The following is a 14446-nucleotide window of genomic DNA, read 5'->3' on the forward strand; positions in this document are numbered from 1 at the left end:
GGCCCGCCAACCTGCGCAAGGAAGTTTCATCCTGGCCGCGGCTACCGGACCGGCGCTCACTCCGTCCGGTGCGGCCACGTCCAATCCGCGACGGCGGGGATGTCCGCGCCGTGCTCGCGCGTCCAGGCCCGCGCCTCCCACCGCGCGTCCACCATCTCCTGCCGCAGGCCTGCGGCCCGCTCGCCCAGGCTCGGCACCCGATCGATGACGTCCATCACCAGGTGGTACCGGTCCAGATCGTTGAGCATCACCATGTCGAACGGCGTGGTCGTGGTGCCGCGTTCCTGGTATCCCCGCACGTGCAGCCCGGCATGGTTGGCCCGTCGATAGGTCAGCCGGTGCACCAGCCACGGATACCCGTGGAAGGCGAAGATCACCGGCCGGTCATGGGTGAACAACGTGTCGAACTCGCTGTCCGGCAACCCATGTGGATGATCGTCCTGCGGCTGCAACCGGGTCAGGTCGACCACGTTGACCACCCTGACCCGCAGCTCCGGCAGCCGTTCGCGCAGAATCGCGGCCGCCGCAAGGGTTTCCAACGTCGGCACATCGCCGGCACAGGCCAGCACGACATCCGGCACGGTGCCGAGCTCGTCGTTGTGCCCCGCCCACTCCCAGATCCCGATGCCGCGCGCACAGTGCTCGGCGGCATCGGTCACCGAAAGCCAGTCCGCCTGTGGCTGTTTGCCCGCGACCACCACGTTGACGTAGTGCCGCGAACGCAGACAGTGATCGTAGGTGGACAGCAGTGTGTTGGCGTCCGGCGGCAGATAGACCCGCACGATCGACGCCTTCTTGTTCATCACCACATCGAGGAAGCCGGGATCCTGATGGGTGAACCCGTTGTGATCCTGCCGCCAAACATGCGACGACAGAAGATAATTGAGGCTCGCGATCGGGCGCCGCCACGGCACCCCCGCGCTCGCGTCGAGCCACTTCGCGTGCTGGTTGAACATCGCGTCGACGATGTGGATGAACGCCTCGTAGCAGGTGAACACCCCGTGCCTGCCGGTCAGCAGATACCCCTCCAGCAGCCCCTGGCACAGGTGCTCGGACAGCACCTCGATCACCCGCCCGGCGCGGTCGAGGTGTTCGTCGTGCTCGCCGATCTCGGCCTGCCAGTCACGCCCGGTCACCTCGAGGATGTCCTGTAAACGATTGCTGGCCAGCTCATCCGGCGCGAAGGTGAGGAAGTTGTCCGGGTTGTTCCTGGCGACCTCGCGTAACCAGCCGCCGAGCACCCTGGTCGCCTCGTGCTGCGACCCGCCCGGCGTGCCGACCTCGACGCCGAACTCGCGCCAGTCCGGCAGGTTCAGGTCGCGAACGAGGCTGCCGCCGTTGGCAACCGGGTTGGCGCTCATCCGGTAATCGCCGTCGGGCACCTGGTCCAGCAGCTCCGACACCGGCCGGCCCGACTCGTCGAACAGCTCCTCCGGGCGATAGGACCGCAGCCACTGTTCCAGCACCGCACGGTGATCGGCGTTCGTGCGCGCCGCGGGCAGCGGCACCTGATGCGCGCGAAACGTGCCCTCGACCGGCTCGCCCTCCACCATCGGCGGACAGGTCCAGCCCTTCGGCGTGCGCAACACGATCATCGGCCAGATCGGCCGCACCGCGTCGGTGCCGCCGCGCGCGGCCCGTTGAATCTGCGCGATGCGTTCCATGCAGGTGTCGATCGCGACCGCCATCGCCTGGTGCACCGCGGTCGGATCGCTGCCGGAGACGATGATCGGCTCGTACCCGTAGCCGCGCATCAGCGAAACCAGCTCGGCCTCCGGGATCCGCGCCAGGATGGTCGGATTGGCGATCTTGTACTGGTTCAGCGCAAGGATCGGCAGCACCGCGCCGTCGCGCGCCGGGTTGAGGAACTTGTTGCCGTGCCAGCTGGTGGCCAGCGGACCGGTCTCCGCCTCGCCGTCGCCGATCACGCAGAACACGGTCAGATCCGGATTGTCCAGCGCCGCACCGAAGGCGTGCATGAGCGAATAGCCGAGCTCGCCGCCCTCGTGGAACGACCCTGGCGTCTCCGGCGCGCAGTGGCTGGGCACCCCGCCGGGGAAGGAGAACTGCGCGAAGAACGCACCCATCCCCGCCGCGTCCTGCGGAATGTGGCTGTACAGCTCGGAGTACGTGCCCTCCAGCCAGCCGCACGCGTTCGGCCCCGGCCCGCCGTGGCCCGGCCCGGCCACGAACACCGCGTTGAGCCCGCGCTGGCGGATCGCCCGGTTGGCGTGCACCCACACCAGGTTCAACCCGGGCACGGTGCCGAAATGACCGAGCAGCCGCGGCTTGATGTGCTCGGCCTGAAGTGGCTCGCGCAGCAGCGGATTCGCCATCAGATAGATCTGCCCCACGGCCAGGTAGTTCGCGGCCCGCCACCAGGCATCGATCGAGGTCAGCTCGTCGCGGTCCAGCGGTCCCGCGAGGTCGGTCAGCCGATAGGGCTCGGGGGCGACGGTCTCGCCACCCGTGCCGCCGACATTGTCGGCCGAGGTGTCACTTCCCGTGCTGGCATGGGTCATGCGCCGACTCTCCTCGTAGTGGGGGGAGAATTCCAGTGCCAGCGTATCGGCAGTTCGGCGCGCACCGGGCGACTCGGACGTCCGCCGCCCCGATGGTCTAGGGTCCGCCGCATGCACACACTCGGCAGGTTCATCGGGATCGGCACCATGGCCGCGGCAGCGTTGACACTGGTCGCCTGCGGCTCGGACGACAAGGCGTCGTCCACTCCCTCCGCTACGTCCACCGCAGCGAAGGCCACCGCGCAGGCGCAGGGCGCGCCGTCCGCGAGCAAGGGCCGCGAATGCACCGCGGCGGACATCGGGGTGAGCGGCGACTTCGGCACCGCCCCGAAGATCACCCTCCCGGACAACTGCGATCCGCCGAAGCAGCTCATCACCAAGGACCTCATCGCGGGCACCGGTCCCGGCGCCGCCCCGGGTCAGCAACTGACCATGAACTACGCGCTGATCACCTGGTCCAACGGCCAGAAGAAGGACAGCTCCTTCGATCGCGGCACCCCGTTCCAGCTCACGCTCGGCGGCGGGCAGGTCATTCCCGGCTGGGACCAGGGCCTCGTCGGCGTGCAGCAGGGCGCGCGCCGGCTGCTGATCGTGCCGCCGGACCTCGGCTACGGCGCCAGCGGCCGCAGCGGCATCGCCCCGAACGAGACGCTGGTCTTCGTCACCGACGCCGTATCGGTCGGAAAGTAGGGCCGGAAAAGCGGCCCAGTGCAGCGCGCCCCGGCCGGTCAACTAACCTGGTCGGGATGCGTACGCCGCGTCCCTCGCCGACCCGGCGGGTGCCGGGGTCCCGGTGGAAGTCCGGGCCGACGGGGGATCGCGTCTCAACCAGAACAGACGACGAACAAGGAGCATGTCCGTGAAGAGCACCGTCGAGCAGCTGAGCCCGACCCGGGTCCGGATCAATGTCGAGGTGCCCTTCGAGGAACTCAAGCCGGACTTCGATCGCGCGTACAAGGCGCTCGCCAAGCAGGTCAAGATCCCCGGCTTCCGTCCGGGTAAGGCGCCGGCCAAGCTGCTCGAGGCCCGCCTCGGCCGCGGCGCGGTGCTGGAGCAGGTCGTCAACGACGTGCTGCCCGGCCGCTACAGCGAGGCCGTCACCGCGTCCGACGTGAAGGTCATCGGCCAGCCGGAAATCGAGATCACCAAGATCGAGGACGGCGAGGAACTCGCGTTCACCGCCGAGGTCGACGTGCGCCCCGAGCTCACGCTGCCGGAGTACGAGAACATCGAGGTCTCCGTCGACGCCTTCACCATCGGCGACGAGGACATCGACGAGCAGCTGCAGTCGCTGCGCCAGCGCTTCGGCACCCTCACCGGGGTCGAGCGCGCGGTGCAGGACGGCGACTTCGTCTCCATCGACCTGTCCGCGACCGTCGACGGCGAGGACGTTCCCGAAGCGGCCACCACCGGCCTGTCCCACGAGGTCGGCTCCGGCCAGCTCATCGAGGGCCTGGACGAGGCGCTGGTCGGCCTGTCCGCCGGCGAGTCCAAGGAGTTCACTTCGACCCTGGTCGCCGGTGAGCACGCGGGCAAGGAAGCCGTCATCAAGGTCACCGTGCAGTCCGTCAAGGAGCGCGAGCTGCCCGAGGCCGACGACGACTTCGCCCAGCTGGCCAGCGAATTCGACACCCTCGAAGAGCTGAAGACCGACCTGCGCAGCCGGGTCGAGCGGAGCAAGAAGGTCGAGCAGGCGGGCCAGATCCGGGACAAGGTGCTGGAGACCCTGCTCGAGCAGGTCGAGGTGCCGCTGCCCGAGGCCGTCGTGCAGGCCGAGATCGACGCCGTCACCCACGACGCCGTGCACGGCTTCGACCACGACGAGGCCAAGCTCGCCGAGGCGCTCGAGGCCCAGGGCTCTAGCCGCGAAGAGTTCGACAAGGATGCTAAGGAGTCCGCCGAGAAGTCGGTGCGCACCCAGCTGCTGCTGGACGCCATCGCCGAGGCGGAGAACACCCAGGTCGGCCAGGAAGAGCTCACCGAGCGGATCCTGTTCCAGTCCCAGCGCTACGGCCTGGCGCCGGAGCAGTTCATCCAGCAGGTGCAGCAGGCGGGCCAGCTCGGCGCGATCTTCGCCGACGTCCGGCGCGGCAAGGCGCTCGCGGGCGTGGTCGGCAAGGTGAAGGTGACGGACTCCGCGGGCAACGTGGTGGACACCGCCGAAATGTTCGGTGCCCCTGCGGATTCCGACGCCGACGCCGAGGTCGAGGTGACCACCGAGGTCGCCGCCGACGACGAGTCGACCGAGACCGCCGCGGCGAAGGCCGAATAAATCCATGCAACACCAGCGCTATGAGCGGCAGCGAGCTGCGTTGATTGCGCTGTGAGCGAGCGAAGCGAGTGAACCAAAGACACGGCGCGCCCTCGCGAACAGCGCAGCTGAGCGCTAGCGAAGTTGCGCTGTGAGCGAAGAAAGGGCGGTACCGGGAGTTCGGTGCCGCCCTGCTTCGTTAATGTTTGTGACAACGAACCAGAGATGGCCGTCGGCCAACGAGCCGGTAAGAAAAGGCAGGTATCCGTGACAGTCAATCAGGCAGGGGTCGTCATGACATCCGCGACTGCTGGGCTCAACCTCAGCGATTCGGTGTACGAGCGACTGCTCCGTGAGCGCATCATCTTCCTCGGCACCCAGGTCGACGACGACATCGCGAACAAGATCTGCGCACAGATCCTGCTGCTCTCGGCGGAGGATCCGAGCAAGGACATCAAGCTCTACATCAACTCGCCCGGTGGCTCTGTGACTGCCGGTATGGCCATCTACGACACCATGCAGTTCGCCGACTGCGATATCGCCACCTTCGGGATGGGCCTGGCCGCCTCGATGGGGCAGTTCCTGCTCACCGCGGGCACCAAGGGCAAGCGCCATGCACTGCCGCACGCACGGATCATGATGCACCAGCCGTCGGCGGGCATCGGTGGTTCGGCCGCCGACATCGCGATCATGGCCGAGCAGTTCGCGCACACCAAGCGTGAGCTCAACGAACTGCAGGCGCTGCACACCGGCAAGACCGTGGAACAGGTCAACATCGACGCCGACCGTGACCGCTGGTTCACCGCCAAGCAAGCCCTGGAATACGGCTTCATCGATCACGTGATCGGCCACGCGAGCCAGGCCAACGGCGTAGGCAGCAACTAGACGCCATCCGGACTCTCTGTCCGTTCAGCGCATCAGCCGCTTCCACACACAGACTTTGGAGACCAAGATGGCCAACCAGTTTGACCCACGCGCAGGCCTCGGCGGTATGGCACCGCGGGGCGCCGACTCGCGCTACATCCTGCCGTCGTTCATCGAGCACTCGAGCTTCGGCGTCAAGGAGTCCAACCCGTACAACAAGCTGTTCGAGGAGCGCATCATCTTCCTCGGCGTGCAGGTCGACGACGCGTCGGCCAACGACGTCATGGCGCAGCTGCTGGTGCTCGAGTCGCTCGATCCCGATCGCGACATCACCATGTACATCAACTCGCCCGGCGGCTCGTTCACCTCGCTGATGGCCATCTACGACACCATGCAGTACGTGCGCGCCGACGTCGCGACCGTCTGCCTCGGCCAGGCCGCCTCGGCCGCGGCGGTGCTGCTGGCCGCGGGCACGCCGGGCAAGCGCGCCTGCCTGCCCAACGCCCGCGTGCTGATCCACCAGCCCGCGCTGGAGGGTGGCATCCAGGGCCAGGTCTCCGACCTGGAGATCCAGGCCGCCGAGATCGAGCGCATGCGTCGCCTGATGGAGACCACGCTGGCCTTCCACACCGGTAAGGACGCGGACCAGATCCGCAAGGACACCGACCGCGACAAGATCCTCACCGCCGCCGAGGCCAAGGACTACGGGATCATCGACCAGGTGTTCGACTACCGCAAGCTCAGCGCGCAGAAGAAGTGATCTACCGGAGCGAATCGCCGATCCCGGCGGTGATTCGCTCGTAAGTTGCTACACCCCAGGGAATTCCGGCCGGGAAGCGCGCCTCGTTGCGTGCTGCCCGGCCGGACTGCTTCAGTGCAACGGCTGGCCCGGAAACGCTCCGGCGACCAGCCCCGATGAAACAAGCGGCCGGCGCACGAAAAGGCTGCTGAACGCACACAACGCACTCCGGTGCGGTGAGAACTCGCACAACCCGGCGGAGAAACATGCTCGAGTTGTCGACCTCCATCGCACACACCAGGTACGGTCAACCTAGGGACCTTTGCTCCCGGTTGACAGCACTGCCTCACCCACCGGAACCGGTCGAAGCGTTTGCGACTACGGCCGGTGGTGCGAACAGTTAACGCGGCAGATAGCTGGCAACCTGGACGGACGGTTGCACGCGGACAAGGAAGTAGGGACCCACGAGATGGCGCGCATCGGAGATGGCGGCGATCTGCTCAAGTGCTCGTTCTGCGGAAAGAGCCAGAAGCAGGTCAAGAAGCTCATTGCGGGACCAGGGGTGTACATCTGCGACGAGTGCATCGATCTATGCAACGAGATCATCGAGGAAGAGCTCGCCGAGTCCAGCGAGGTCAAGCTCGATGAGCTGCCCAAGCCCGCGGAGATCCGGGACTTCCTGGAGAACTACGTGATCGGGCAGGACACCGCCAAGCGCACCCTCGCGGTGGCCGTCTACAACCACTACAAGCGCATCCAGGCCGGCGACAAGGGCCGCGACAGCCGCGGCGAGGTCGTCGAGCTGACCAAGTCGAACATCCTGATGCTCGGGCCGACCGGCTGCGGCAAGACCTACCTCGCGCAGACGCTGGCCAAGATGCTGAACGTCCCGTTCGCCATCGCGGACGCGACCGCGCTGACCGAGGCGGGCTATGTCGGCGAGGATGTGGAGAACATCCTGCTGAAGCTGATCCAGGCCGCGGATTACGACGTCAAGCGCGCCGAGACCGGCATCATCTACATCGACGAGGTCGACAAGATCGCGCGCAAGAGCGAGAACCCGTCGATCACCCGCGATGTCTCCGGCGAGGGCGTGCAGCAGGCCCTGCTGAAGATCCTGGAGGGCACACAGGCGAGCGTGCCGCCGCAGGGTGGGCGCAAGCACCCGCACCAGGAATTCATCCAGATCGACACCACCAACGTGCTGTTCATCGTCGCGGGCGCGTTCGCCGGCCTGGAGCGGATCGTCTCCGAGCGGACCGGCCACCGCGGCATCGGCTTCGGCTCCGAGGTGCGGTCCAAGTCCGAGATCGACACCGCCGATCACTTCGCCGAGGTGATGCCGGAGGATCTGATCAAGTTCGGCCTGATCCCCGAGTTCATCGGCCGCCTCCCGGTGGTCGCCTCGGTGACCAACCTGGACAAGGAATCGTTGGTCAAGATCCTGTCCGAGCCGAAGAACGCGCTGGTCAAGCAGTACGTTCGGCTGTTCGAGATGGACGGCGTCGACCTCGAGTTCACCACCGACGCGCTGGAAGCGATCGCCGATCAGGCGATCCTGCGCGGCACCGGCGCTCGTGGCCTGCGCGCCATCATGGAGGAAGTCCTGCTGCCGGTGATGTACGACATCCCCAGCCGCGACGACGTCGCCAAGGTGGTCGTCGACTCCGACACCGTCACCGAGAACGTGCTGCCGACCATCGTGCCGCGCAAGGCGCAGCGGACGGAGCGCCGGGAGAAGTCGGCGTAACCCCACGTCAGAGCCGAAAGAAGCCACCGCCCCGCGCGGTGGCTTTTTTCATGGTGTGACGGCCCCGCATTTTGGGTACCCAATGTTCAGGGTTGAGCACACAGCCTAGTTCTGAGCTCACGAGGAGCCCCGGGCGCAACGCATTGCCGGCAACGGACGTCAATTGCCGTGCGCGACAGGACTGAGATCCTCATGTCGACAACCCTTGCTACTTCCGCATCCGCTGCGGGTACGACGTCGAGATCGGACCCCACATCGAACCGAGGTGTGGCACCGAGTCGAGCGACCTTGCCGAAGCTGTCCGAACCCGAGGCCCGGCTGAGCGTCTCGATCACCGCCCCCAGCGAGCGGGTGACCCTGTGCGCGCTCGCCGGTGAGGTGGACTTCTACACCGCCGGCCAGTTCCGATCGCAGCTGATCGGAGCACTGGACACCGCCGGACCGCTGGTGGTCATCGACCTGTCCCAGGTGACGTTCTTCGGCGTCGCCGGGCTGCACGTGCTGATCGAGGCCCGCGGTTGGGCCGAGCACACCGACCGGCGGATCCGCCTGGTCACCGGGCCGCGCTGTGTCGACCGGCTGCTCGAGGTCGCGGGCGACGTCGCTACCTTCGATACCGCCGCCAACCTCGTCGACGCGTTGCTCGACGCCGCCTAGTTCCAGTGGCGGTGGTGGTCACTACGATTCGATCATGTTTGCTCACCGCCGCCTCGAACGGAAGATCGACGCGCTGAACTACAAAGTCGATCTGATCCTCCAGCACCTGGGGATCCAAAACCTTCCTGCCGCTCCCGCCGAACCGATCCGGGCCGTGCCGACCACCGCACGGCCCGCCGTCAATTGGGCCGAGATCGACGCGCTCTTGCTGCACGACAAGAAGATTCAGGCGATCAAGCGGTACCGGGAGTTGACCGGCGCCGGTCTCAAGGAGGCCAAGGACGCCGTCGAACAGCGCCACCGGTACTGATCGGTTACAGCGGCACCGGCCGTTCGTGCACCACGTGCTTCATCACCAGGGTCGAGGTCAAATGCTGGACGCCGGGTAGCGTGGCCAGCTTCTCGTCGTAAAGCTGTTGGAACGCAGGCAGATCCGCCGCCACGATGCGCAGCAGGAAATCCGGATCGCCGAACAGGCGTTGCGCCTGCAGCACATGCGGTATCTCCGCGACCGCCTGCTCGAACGCGGCCACCGTGGTGCGATCCTCCTGCCGCATCGTCACGAAAACCAGCGCCTCGAAGGTCAGCCCGACGGCCGCGGCGTCGACCAGCGCGCGGTAGCCGCGGATGACTCCGGACCTCTCCAATTCCCGCAGCCTGCGGTGACACGGCGACAGGCTCAGGCGCACCCGCGCGGCGAGTTCGGTGATCGTCAACCGTCCGTTCTGCTGTAGCTCGGCAAGAATCTTCCGGTCGATGCGATCCATGGGGAAGATTCTTCCATACGTTGGCGTCTACCAGCGAAAACTTGGAATCACCTGCTGGATCGACAGGCCTATCCTTTTCCGCATGGCTGTCGGGTACATCGCTGCGTTCTGGACCGTGTCGGTTCTGCTGATCCTGGTGCCCGGCGCGGATTGGGCGTATGCGATCGCCGCCGGCCTGCGCGAGCGCTCGGTGCTGCCCGCCGTCGGGGGACTGCTGCTCGGGTATGTCGCGTTGACCGCGGTGGTGGCGGCCGGGGTCGCGGCGGTGGTCGACCGGAATCCCGTTGTGCTGACCGCGCTTACGGTGTTCGGCGGCCTGTATCTGCTGTGGCTCGGCGGCACCACCCTGGCATCGGCGAGCACTCCCGCCGCGCTGCCCGAGCAGGCCAACCCCGCGCCGTGGGGAACCAGCGTGCTGCGCGGTATCGGAATCAGCGGCCTCAACCCCAAGGCCATCCTGCTGTTCCTCGCCCTGCTGCCGCAATTCACCGATCGGACCGGTTCCTGGCCGCTCGCCGCCCAGATCGGCACGCTCGGCCTGATCCACACGCTGAGTTGCGCGGCGATCTACCTGTGCGTCGGCGTCCTGGCCCGCACCGTCCTGCGTGCTCGTCCCACCGCGGCCCGCCTCGTTACCCGGGTGTCCGGCGTAGCCATGATCATCATCGGCGCGTTGCTATTGGTGGAACGTCTACTGTGAGTTGGCCTGTCGGGCCCGAGTTCAGCAAGCCGCAGACAGCCACCGAGAGGTCGGCTCGGGCCGGCACACAATCCGGCAAAAAGATTCTGGTAACGAATCACTATCGCCGAGCGATGTAGCCGTCATGGAGTTCATTCTGGTCGCCATCGCTGCTGCCTACATCGCGGTCACCGACTTCGTTGGTGCGGCGGCAGGCGCCCTGGGGTCCTCCGGTAGGTAGATAGACCGGGTCGCGGGTGAACACCTGCAGGCATCCGCGGCCCGCGCAATCCCGACTGCCCCGAGGTCGACTCGAACATCGACCTCGGGGCAGATCCATGTCCGGGGTCAGCTCGGTTGGTCGGCGGTGTCCTGGGCGGGGAGTCGGCCGTGGACGAGGCACTCGGCCGAGACGGTTCGGGTGTACTGGAGCCGGGGAGGCCCCTGGGCCTGGTCTACGGCAAGCCGAGAGGGCCGGGGCGACCACCGTTGTCAGTCGTGAGCCGGGGGACGAGTGGGCCGTGCGGTCGCCCGAGATCGGTGTCGCCGAGTTCTGGCGATCGCCGATGTACAACGATGGGGCCATGTCGACGGATCCGGTGCCGGCCAGGGTGCGAGCGCTGTGGGAGGGACTGGCGGCAGCGCCGGTCTCGTTCACTTCGGTGCCCAGCGTGGTGGTCTCACCGAAAGCGCTGATCTGTCCGCCGGGATGGGTGGGCATCGTCGCGCTGCACGGGCAGGCGATCGTGACTGCTCCCAGTTCGGCTGCCGCGGCGGTGATTCGCGCCGCAGTTGCCCAGCTGTCGGTGGCTGATCTGACCGTCCCCGATATCCTCGGCGAGGCGTTGCCGCTGGCCGAGGTGCTCGGCCCGGCCGCGCTGGCATATGTGGGCGAGGACGGCTTCCGTCCTGCGCCGCGGAACTCGCTCGCCGTGGAATCCCTACCCGCCGAGCATCCCGACCTCCGCACCCTCGAGGTGCGGTCCGGTGATCAGGACGCGGCCGAAAGCGGCCTGGACGAGATCACCTCACCCGCCTTCACCATTCGCGCCGGAGCGGACCTGATCGCCGCCGCCGGATACCACATCTGGCCCGGCCGGACCGCTCACCTCTCCGTCCTCACCGCACCAGACCGACGCGGCCGAGGCTTGGCCCGGGTAGCGGCCTCCGCCGCGGTGGCCCACGCACTCGATGCCGGGCTACTGCCCCAGTGGCGAGCCCGCCCACCCCAGTCCAGAAGAGTCGCCGCCGCGTTGGGCTTCCGTGAACTGGGCACTCAGCTCAGCATCAAGTTGACCTGAGCGCCCGCACTACGAACTGACTCGGGGGGCTGTTCGCATGGACCATGCCGGGCAGCCGGGAGCACCTCCGGAACCGGTCGTGGCTTCTCATCAATCCGGACACACCGACTACCCGCCGCGTCTACCGTCGCGCAGCTGATGGCCTACCAGCCGACGCGCGTGCGGAGGTCAATGAAATCATTTTGCGGCCGAAGGGATCTCGGTGCTTACCTCTGCACTTCCGCCGAAACATGGGCTACTACAAGCCTGTCGAGGTGAGCTGTCGGCGCTGCGGCCGGCGCGGGAACTGACCCGACCTGCACGAGCAGCGGTTGTGTTCCGCCAGGGATGCCATCGCCGACCGTAGCCAGATCGATGACATCGACTCGGGGCGTGCGGGTTTGGTCCGCGACCTCGATCGCGGCGTTGGCCGAATCGGCTATCGGCTCGACCGTCACCACGTGGCTTCGGCCTGCTCGTTCTCCATGCGGTAGTAGCGGCGGGTGAGGTCGAGGAGGCGGGCTATTTCGTTGGTCATCGAGGTGGGGCTCATCGGCGTCGCGACGATCGGGTCGCCGGACTTGATGTAGTAGCGGCCGTCGTCGGCATAATCGGTCCAGAGGAAACCGCGGCCGTCGGTGGTCGGCCTGGAATCTATTGCCGGGCCGGGGAATACGGTGATCTCGCCGACGGCGGTGCGGTCGCGCTTGAACATGCGGTTGAGTTGGTCGTTGATGCTGACCTCGCCGGGGCGGCGACTGTAGCGCTGTCGGTCGGCGGCGATCTCGTCTCTGCGGAAACTGACCGCCGGATGGGTACCCGCCTGCGTTTTCGGCAGCGCGGCCACCGCCGCGGCGGCCACCTCGCTCGGCGCGCACAGGCCCATGATCACGTCGCCTCCGGTGTCTTCCGCGGTGCCGGGCAGTTGAACCAGGGTGGCGCCGGAGCCATTGCGGACCGTGCCGTGGAACCGGAACACCGCGGCGAGCCCGGAGCCGCCGAAACCCTTGGATTCGACGCGGGTTTCGGGTTCCAGCAGGGTCGTCAGGGCGAGTTCCAGGTTCTCTGAATACCGGCCGAGCAACTCTTGAACGGCCGACTCGCGTTGCCGCACCAGATCATCCCAATCGACCGCCGTCGTCGGGCGGAACGCCAGGGGATAGGGCAGGCGGTCACGACCGTAGGCCGACCAGAGGATGTCGAACTCCTGGCCGGTGAATCTCCAGCTGCGCACGCTCAGTTTTCCCCGATCACCGGGGGCACGGCCTTGGTCGGTTCGCCGAGCAGCTCCTCGGACCAGTCCCCGATCAAGTAATCCTTGGTCTGATGGGCGCCTTCGTCATCGTCCTTCTTGGCGCCGGCGCCACCCATCGGCATGCCGCTCATGCCGGGTCGGCCTGCGGCACCGGTGCTGGTGCCCGCGCGGGCGGCCAGCGGGGCCGCGGTTCCCGGTTGGCCCGGCGTGCCGGGGATGCTGCGCCCGGGGGAGGGGGTGCCCGGAGTGGTTGGGGTGCGCGGACTTCCGGGGCTGCCGGGCGACCGGCTGGTCGGGCTGCCCGGGCCGTTGCGGCTGGGCGTCGGTGTGGTGACCGGTGTTGTGCCGGGGTTGTTCTGGTTCGGCGTCGTCGAGGTGGTGCTCGGCGTCGATGTCGGGTTGTTTGCCTGAGTGGTGGATTGGGGCGTCGTGCTCGACGCGGTGGTCTGCGGGTTGTTGCTCGCGGGTTGGGTCGAGTTCGGATCCTGGCTCGGGTTACCGGACTTGTCGCCCGACTTGTCTCCGGACTTGTCTTCGGTGGAACCCGGATTCTCCTGCTTCGGCTGATCGCCGGCGCCGGTGGAAGTCCCCGGGCTGGGCGAAGTCGACGGTGGACTCGACGGCTGATCCGGATTGCTCACCAGGGTCGGGCTGTTGGGCACGACCGGCACCCCGTTGTCCGTCTGATTCGCGACCTGCCAGTACACCGTGCGCAACACGCGCCGAGCCTCGGCGGTCGCCTCGGTCTGGTTGTGGTCATCGACCTTGAGCACGCCCTCGCTGGGCAGCGTTTTGCCGCGTAGGTCGGGGCTGCTGTCGCCGGCGCGCGGCATGAGGGCCTGGGTTTGGTGCAGGCCGGTGTACAGCTCGCTGAGCTTCACGGAGATCAGTTCAGTGGACAGTGTCAGCTGTTGCGACATGTCTACGTACCGGCCGACTGATTGGACCGCCTGGTCCGCGGCCTGGCCTCTCCAACCATTGGCGACGGTTGCCTTGATCGCGTCACCAAAGGCGTGCGACTTCTCTCGGAACGCTGCGCTGACGTTCTGCCACATCTGCGAGGCTTCCCACGCCTGGCCGGGTTTCATCGCCTCGACCTTGCCGATGAGATCTTGCAGTGTGCTGGTCTCGATGACAAACAGATCCTGGCCGGGGTCGGTGATCGACGGCGGGTCATAGCCCTGCTCTAGATCCTGCGCCAGTCTGCTGAGATGTGAGTAGATCGCAGTGCGGTCGTCGTTCCACTGCTGCTGGGCCGCGATGATCCGCGCTTGATAGTCGTCCTGACTCATGAGCCATCCTTCCCCGGAGCGTCGAGGGTCGGGATTTGCTGGCTATTGCTTTCGTCAACAGCGCGATAGTTCGCCATGGCCTGGGCGAAGACTTGGCGCATAAGTTTGACTTCATCGATGTGCGTTTCGAGCGATGACTCGAGTGAGGTGTCGCCGCCCCTGCCCTTGAGCGCAAACTTTTGCTCTAGGACAGGACCAGACGGCATTCCGCCGAACCCCGTGGCCCACGAAAGTCCGCGCATAGAGCCGCGGATATCGTCAAGGTCGTCCAGGTACGTCTCGCACTTCGCGTCGAGATCCTTGCCGACTTCCGGACTCAGTCTCAGTTCGCCTGCGTTAGCTCGGTCGAGCAACTGACGCCAGTCTGAAGGTTGCGCAGCTGAATCCATC

The 14446-nt window shown here is 66.8% G+C and carries 14 protein-coding genes; 9 read left to right on the plus strand and 5 right to left on the minus strand.

Going from position 1 to position 14446, the window contains the following annotated elements; translation table 11 throughout:
- Positions 1-56: 56 nt before the first annotated feature.
- Positions 57-2522: a phosphoketolase gene (locus ACFQ9K_RS21650; RefSeq protein WP_378721583.1), complete on the minus strand. Its 2466-nt coding sequence runs from the start codon at positions 2520-2522 to the stop codon at positions 57-59.
- A gap of 111 nt (positions 2523-2633) precedes the next feature.
- Between ACFQ9K_RS21650 and ACFQ9K_RS21655 the strand changes: the two genes are divergently transcribed.
- From ACFQ9K_RS21655 to ACFQ9K_RS21685, 7 genes are all read left to right on the plus strand, one after another.
- On the plus strand, positions 2634-3212 hold the full coding sequence (locus ACFQ9K_RS21655; protein WP_378721582.1) for an FKBP-type peptidyl-prolyl cis-trans isomerase: 579 nt from the start codon (positions 2634-2636) through the stop codon (positions 3210-3212).
- 169 nt (positions 3213-3381) lie between these two features.
- Positions 3382-4794, plus strand: a complete 1413-nt coding sequence (gene tig, locus ACFQ9K_RS21660) for a trigger factor (RefSeq protein ID WP_378721581.1) — start codon at positions 3382-3384, stop codon at positions 4792-4794.
- A gap of 273 nt (positions 4795-5067) precedes the next feature.
- Complete coding sequence (locus tag ACFQ9K_RS21665) at positions 5068-5658, plus strand: ATP-dependent Clp protease proteolytic subunit (protein WP_378720360.1); 591 nt, start codon at positions 5068-5070, stop codon at positions 5656-5658.
- Positions 5659-5725: 67 nt separating this feature from the next.
- Positions 5726-6397: an ATP-dependent Clp protease proteolytic subunit gene (locus tag ACFQ9K_RS21670; RefSeq protein WP_378720358.1), complete on the plus strand. Its 672-nt coding sequence runs from the start codon at positions 5726-5728 to the stop codon at positions 6395-6397.
- Positions 6398-6845: 448 nt separating this feature from the next.
- Positions 6846-8126 carry an ATP-dependent Clp protease ATP-binding subunit ClpX gene (gene clpX, locus ACFQ9K_RS21675; protein WP_150403131.1) on the plus strand — a complete coding sequence of 427 codons (1281 nt, stop codon included), beginning with the start codon at positions 6846-6848 and terminating at the stop codon, positions 8124-8126.
- Positions 8127-8414: 288 nt separating this feature from the next.
- Entirely contained in the window at positions 8415-8783 is a 369-nt protein-coding gene (locus tag ACFQ9K_RS21680; protein WP_378720356.1) for an STAS domain-containing protein, read from the plus strand.
- A gap of 34 nt (positions 8784-8817) precedes the next feature.
- A complete protein-coding gene (locus ACFQ9K_RS21685; protein WP_378720355.1) occupies positions 8818-9093 on the plus strand; it encodes a ribosomal protein L7/L12 in 276 nt (91 codons plus the stop codon).
- Between the two features lie 4 nt (positions 9094-9097).
- Here the strand turns inward: ACFQ9K_RS21685 and ACFQ9K_RS21690 are convergent, their stop codons facing one another.
- A complete protein-coding gene (locus ACFQ9K_RS21690; protein WP_378720354.1) occupies positions 9098-9550 on the minus strand; it encodes an Lrp/AsnC family transcriptional regulator in 453 nt (150 codons plus the stop codon).
- A gap of 82 nt (positions 9551-9632) precedes the next feature.
- Here ACFQ9K_RS21690 and ACFQ9K_RS21695 point away from each other — a divergent pair, with 82 nt between their 5' ends.
- Entirely contained in the window at positions 9633-10250 is a 618-nt protein-coding gene (locus tag ACFQ9K_RS21695; protein ID WP_378720352.1) for a LysE family translocator, read from the plus strand.
- 563 nt (positions 10251-10813) lie between these two features.
- A complete protein-coding gene (locus tag ACFQ9K_RS21700; RefSeq protein ID WP_378720351.1) occupies positions 10814-11530 on the plus strand; it encodes a GNAT family N-acetyltransferase in 717 nt (238 codons plus the stop codon).
- 433 nt (positions 11531-11963) lie between these two features.
- Here the strand turns inward: ACFQ9K_RS21700 and ACFQ9K_RS21705 are convergent, their stop codons facing one another.
- The 3 genes from ACFQ9K_RS21705 to ACFQ9K_RS21715 are packed head-to-tail and all read right to left on the minus strand — an operon-like array spanning position 11964 to position 14445.
- Positions 11964-12743 carry an ESX secretion-associated protein EspG gene (locus tag ACFQ9K_RS21705; RefSeq protein ID WP_378720350.1) on the minus strand — a complete coding sequence of 260 codons (780 nt, stop codon included), beginning with the start codon at positions 12741-12743 and terminating at the stop codon, positions 11964-11966.
- A gap of 2 nt (positions 12744-12745) precedes the next feature.
- Positions 12746-14056: a hypothetical protein gene (locus tag ACFQ9K_RS21710; protein ID WP_378720348.1), complete on the minus strand. Its 1311-nt coding sequence runs from the start codon at positions 14054-14056 to the stop codon at positions 12746-12748.
- Positions 14053-14445 (minus strand): hypothetical protein, encoded by a 393-nt coding sequence (locus ACFQ9K_RS21715; protein ID WP_378720347.1) that lies wholly within the window; start codon positions 14443-14445, stop codon positions 14053-14055. Before ACFQ9K_RS21715 ends, ACFQ9K_RS21710 begins: the two co-directional genes overlap by 4 nt.
- Position 14446 lies beyond the last annotated feature (1 nt).

This window comes from Nocardia sp. NPDC056564, assembly GCF_042793755.1.
Classification (GTDB): domain Bacteria; phylum Actinomycetota; class Actinomycetes; order Mycobacteriales; family Mycobacteriaceae; genus Nocardia.

What these genes read in the sequence shown, in the direction of transcription:
- ACFQ9K_RS21710 (WP_378720348.1), bottom strand. Translation starts at nt 14,056, where the DNA reads ATGAGTCAGGACGACTATCAAGCGCGGATCATCGCGGCCCAGCAGCAG.
- ACFQ9K_RS21715 (WP_378720347.1), bottom strand. Translation starts at nt 14,445, where the DNA reads ATGGATTCAGCTGCGCAACCTTCAGACTGGCGTCAGTTGCTCGACCGA.
- ACFQ9K_RS21690 (WP_378720354.1), bottom strand. Translation starts at nt 9,550, where the DNA reads ATGGATCGCATCGACCGGAAGATTCTTGCCGAGCTACAGCAGAACGGA.
- ACFQ9K_RS21650 (WP_378721583.1), bottom strand. Translation starts at nt 2,522, where the DNA reads ATGACCCATGCCAGCACGGGAAGTGACACCTCGGCCGACAATGTCGGC.
- ACFQ9K_RS21685 (WP_378720355.1), top strand. Translation starts at nt 8,818, where the DNA reads ATGTTTGCTCACCGCCGCCTCGAACGGAAGATCGACGCGCTGAACTAC.
- ACFQ9K_RS21655 (WP_378721582.1), top strand. Translation starts at nt 2,634, where the DNA reads ATGCACACACTCGGCAGGTTCATCGGGATCGGCACCATGGCCGCGGCA.
- ACFQ9K_RS21670 (WP_378720358.1), top strand. Translation starts at nt 5,726, where the DNA reads ATGGCCAACCAGTTTGACCCACGCGCAGGCCTCGGCGGTATGGCACCG.
- ACFQ9K_RS21665 (WP_378720360.1), top strand. Translation starts at nt 5,068, where the DNA reads ATGACATCCGCGACTGCTGGGCTCAACCTCAGCGATTCGGTGTACGAG.
- clpX (WP_150403131.1), top strand. Translation starts at nt 6,846, where the DNA reads ATGGCGCGCATCGGAGATGGCGGCGATCTGCTCAAGTGCTCGTTCTGC.
- ACFQ9K_RS21700 (WP_378720351.1), top strand. Translation starts at nt 10,814, where the DNA reads ATGTCGACGGATCCGGTGCCGGCCAGGGTGCGAGCGCTGTGGGAGGGA.
- ACFQ9K_RS21695 (WP_378720352.1), top strand. Translation starts at nt 9,633, where the DNA reads ATGGCTGTCGGGTACATCGCTGCGTTCTGGACCGTGTCGGTTCTGCTG.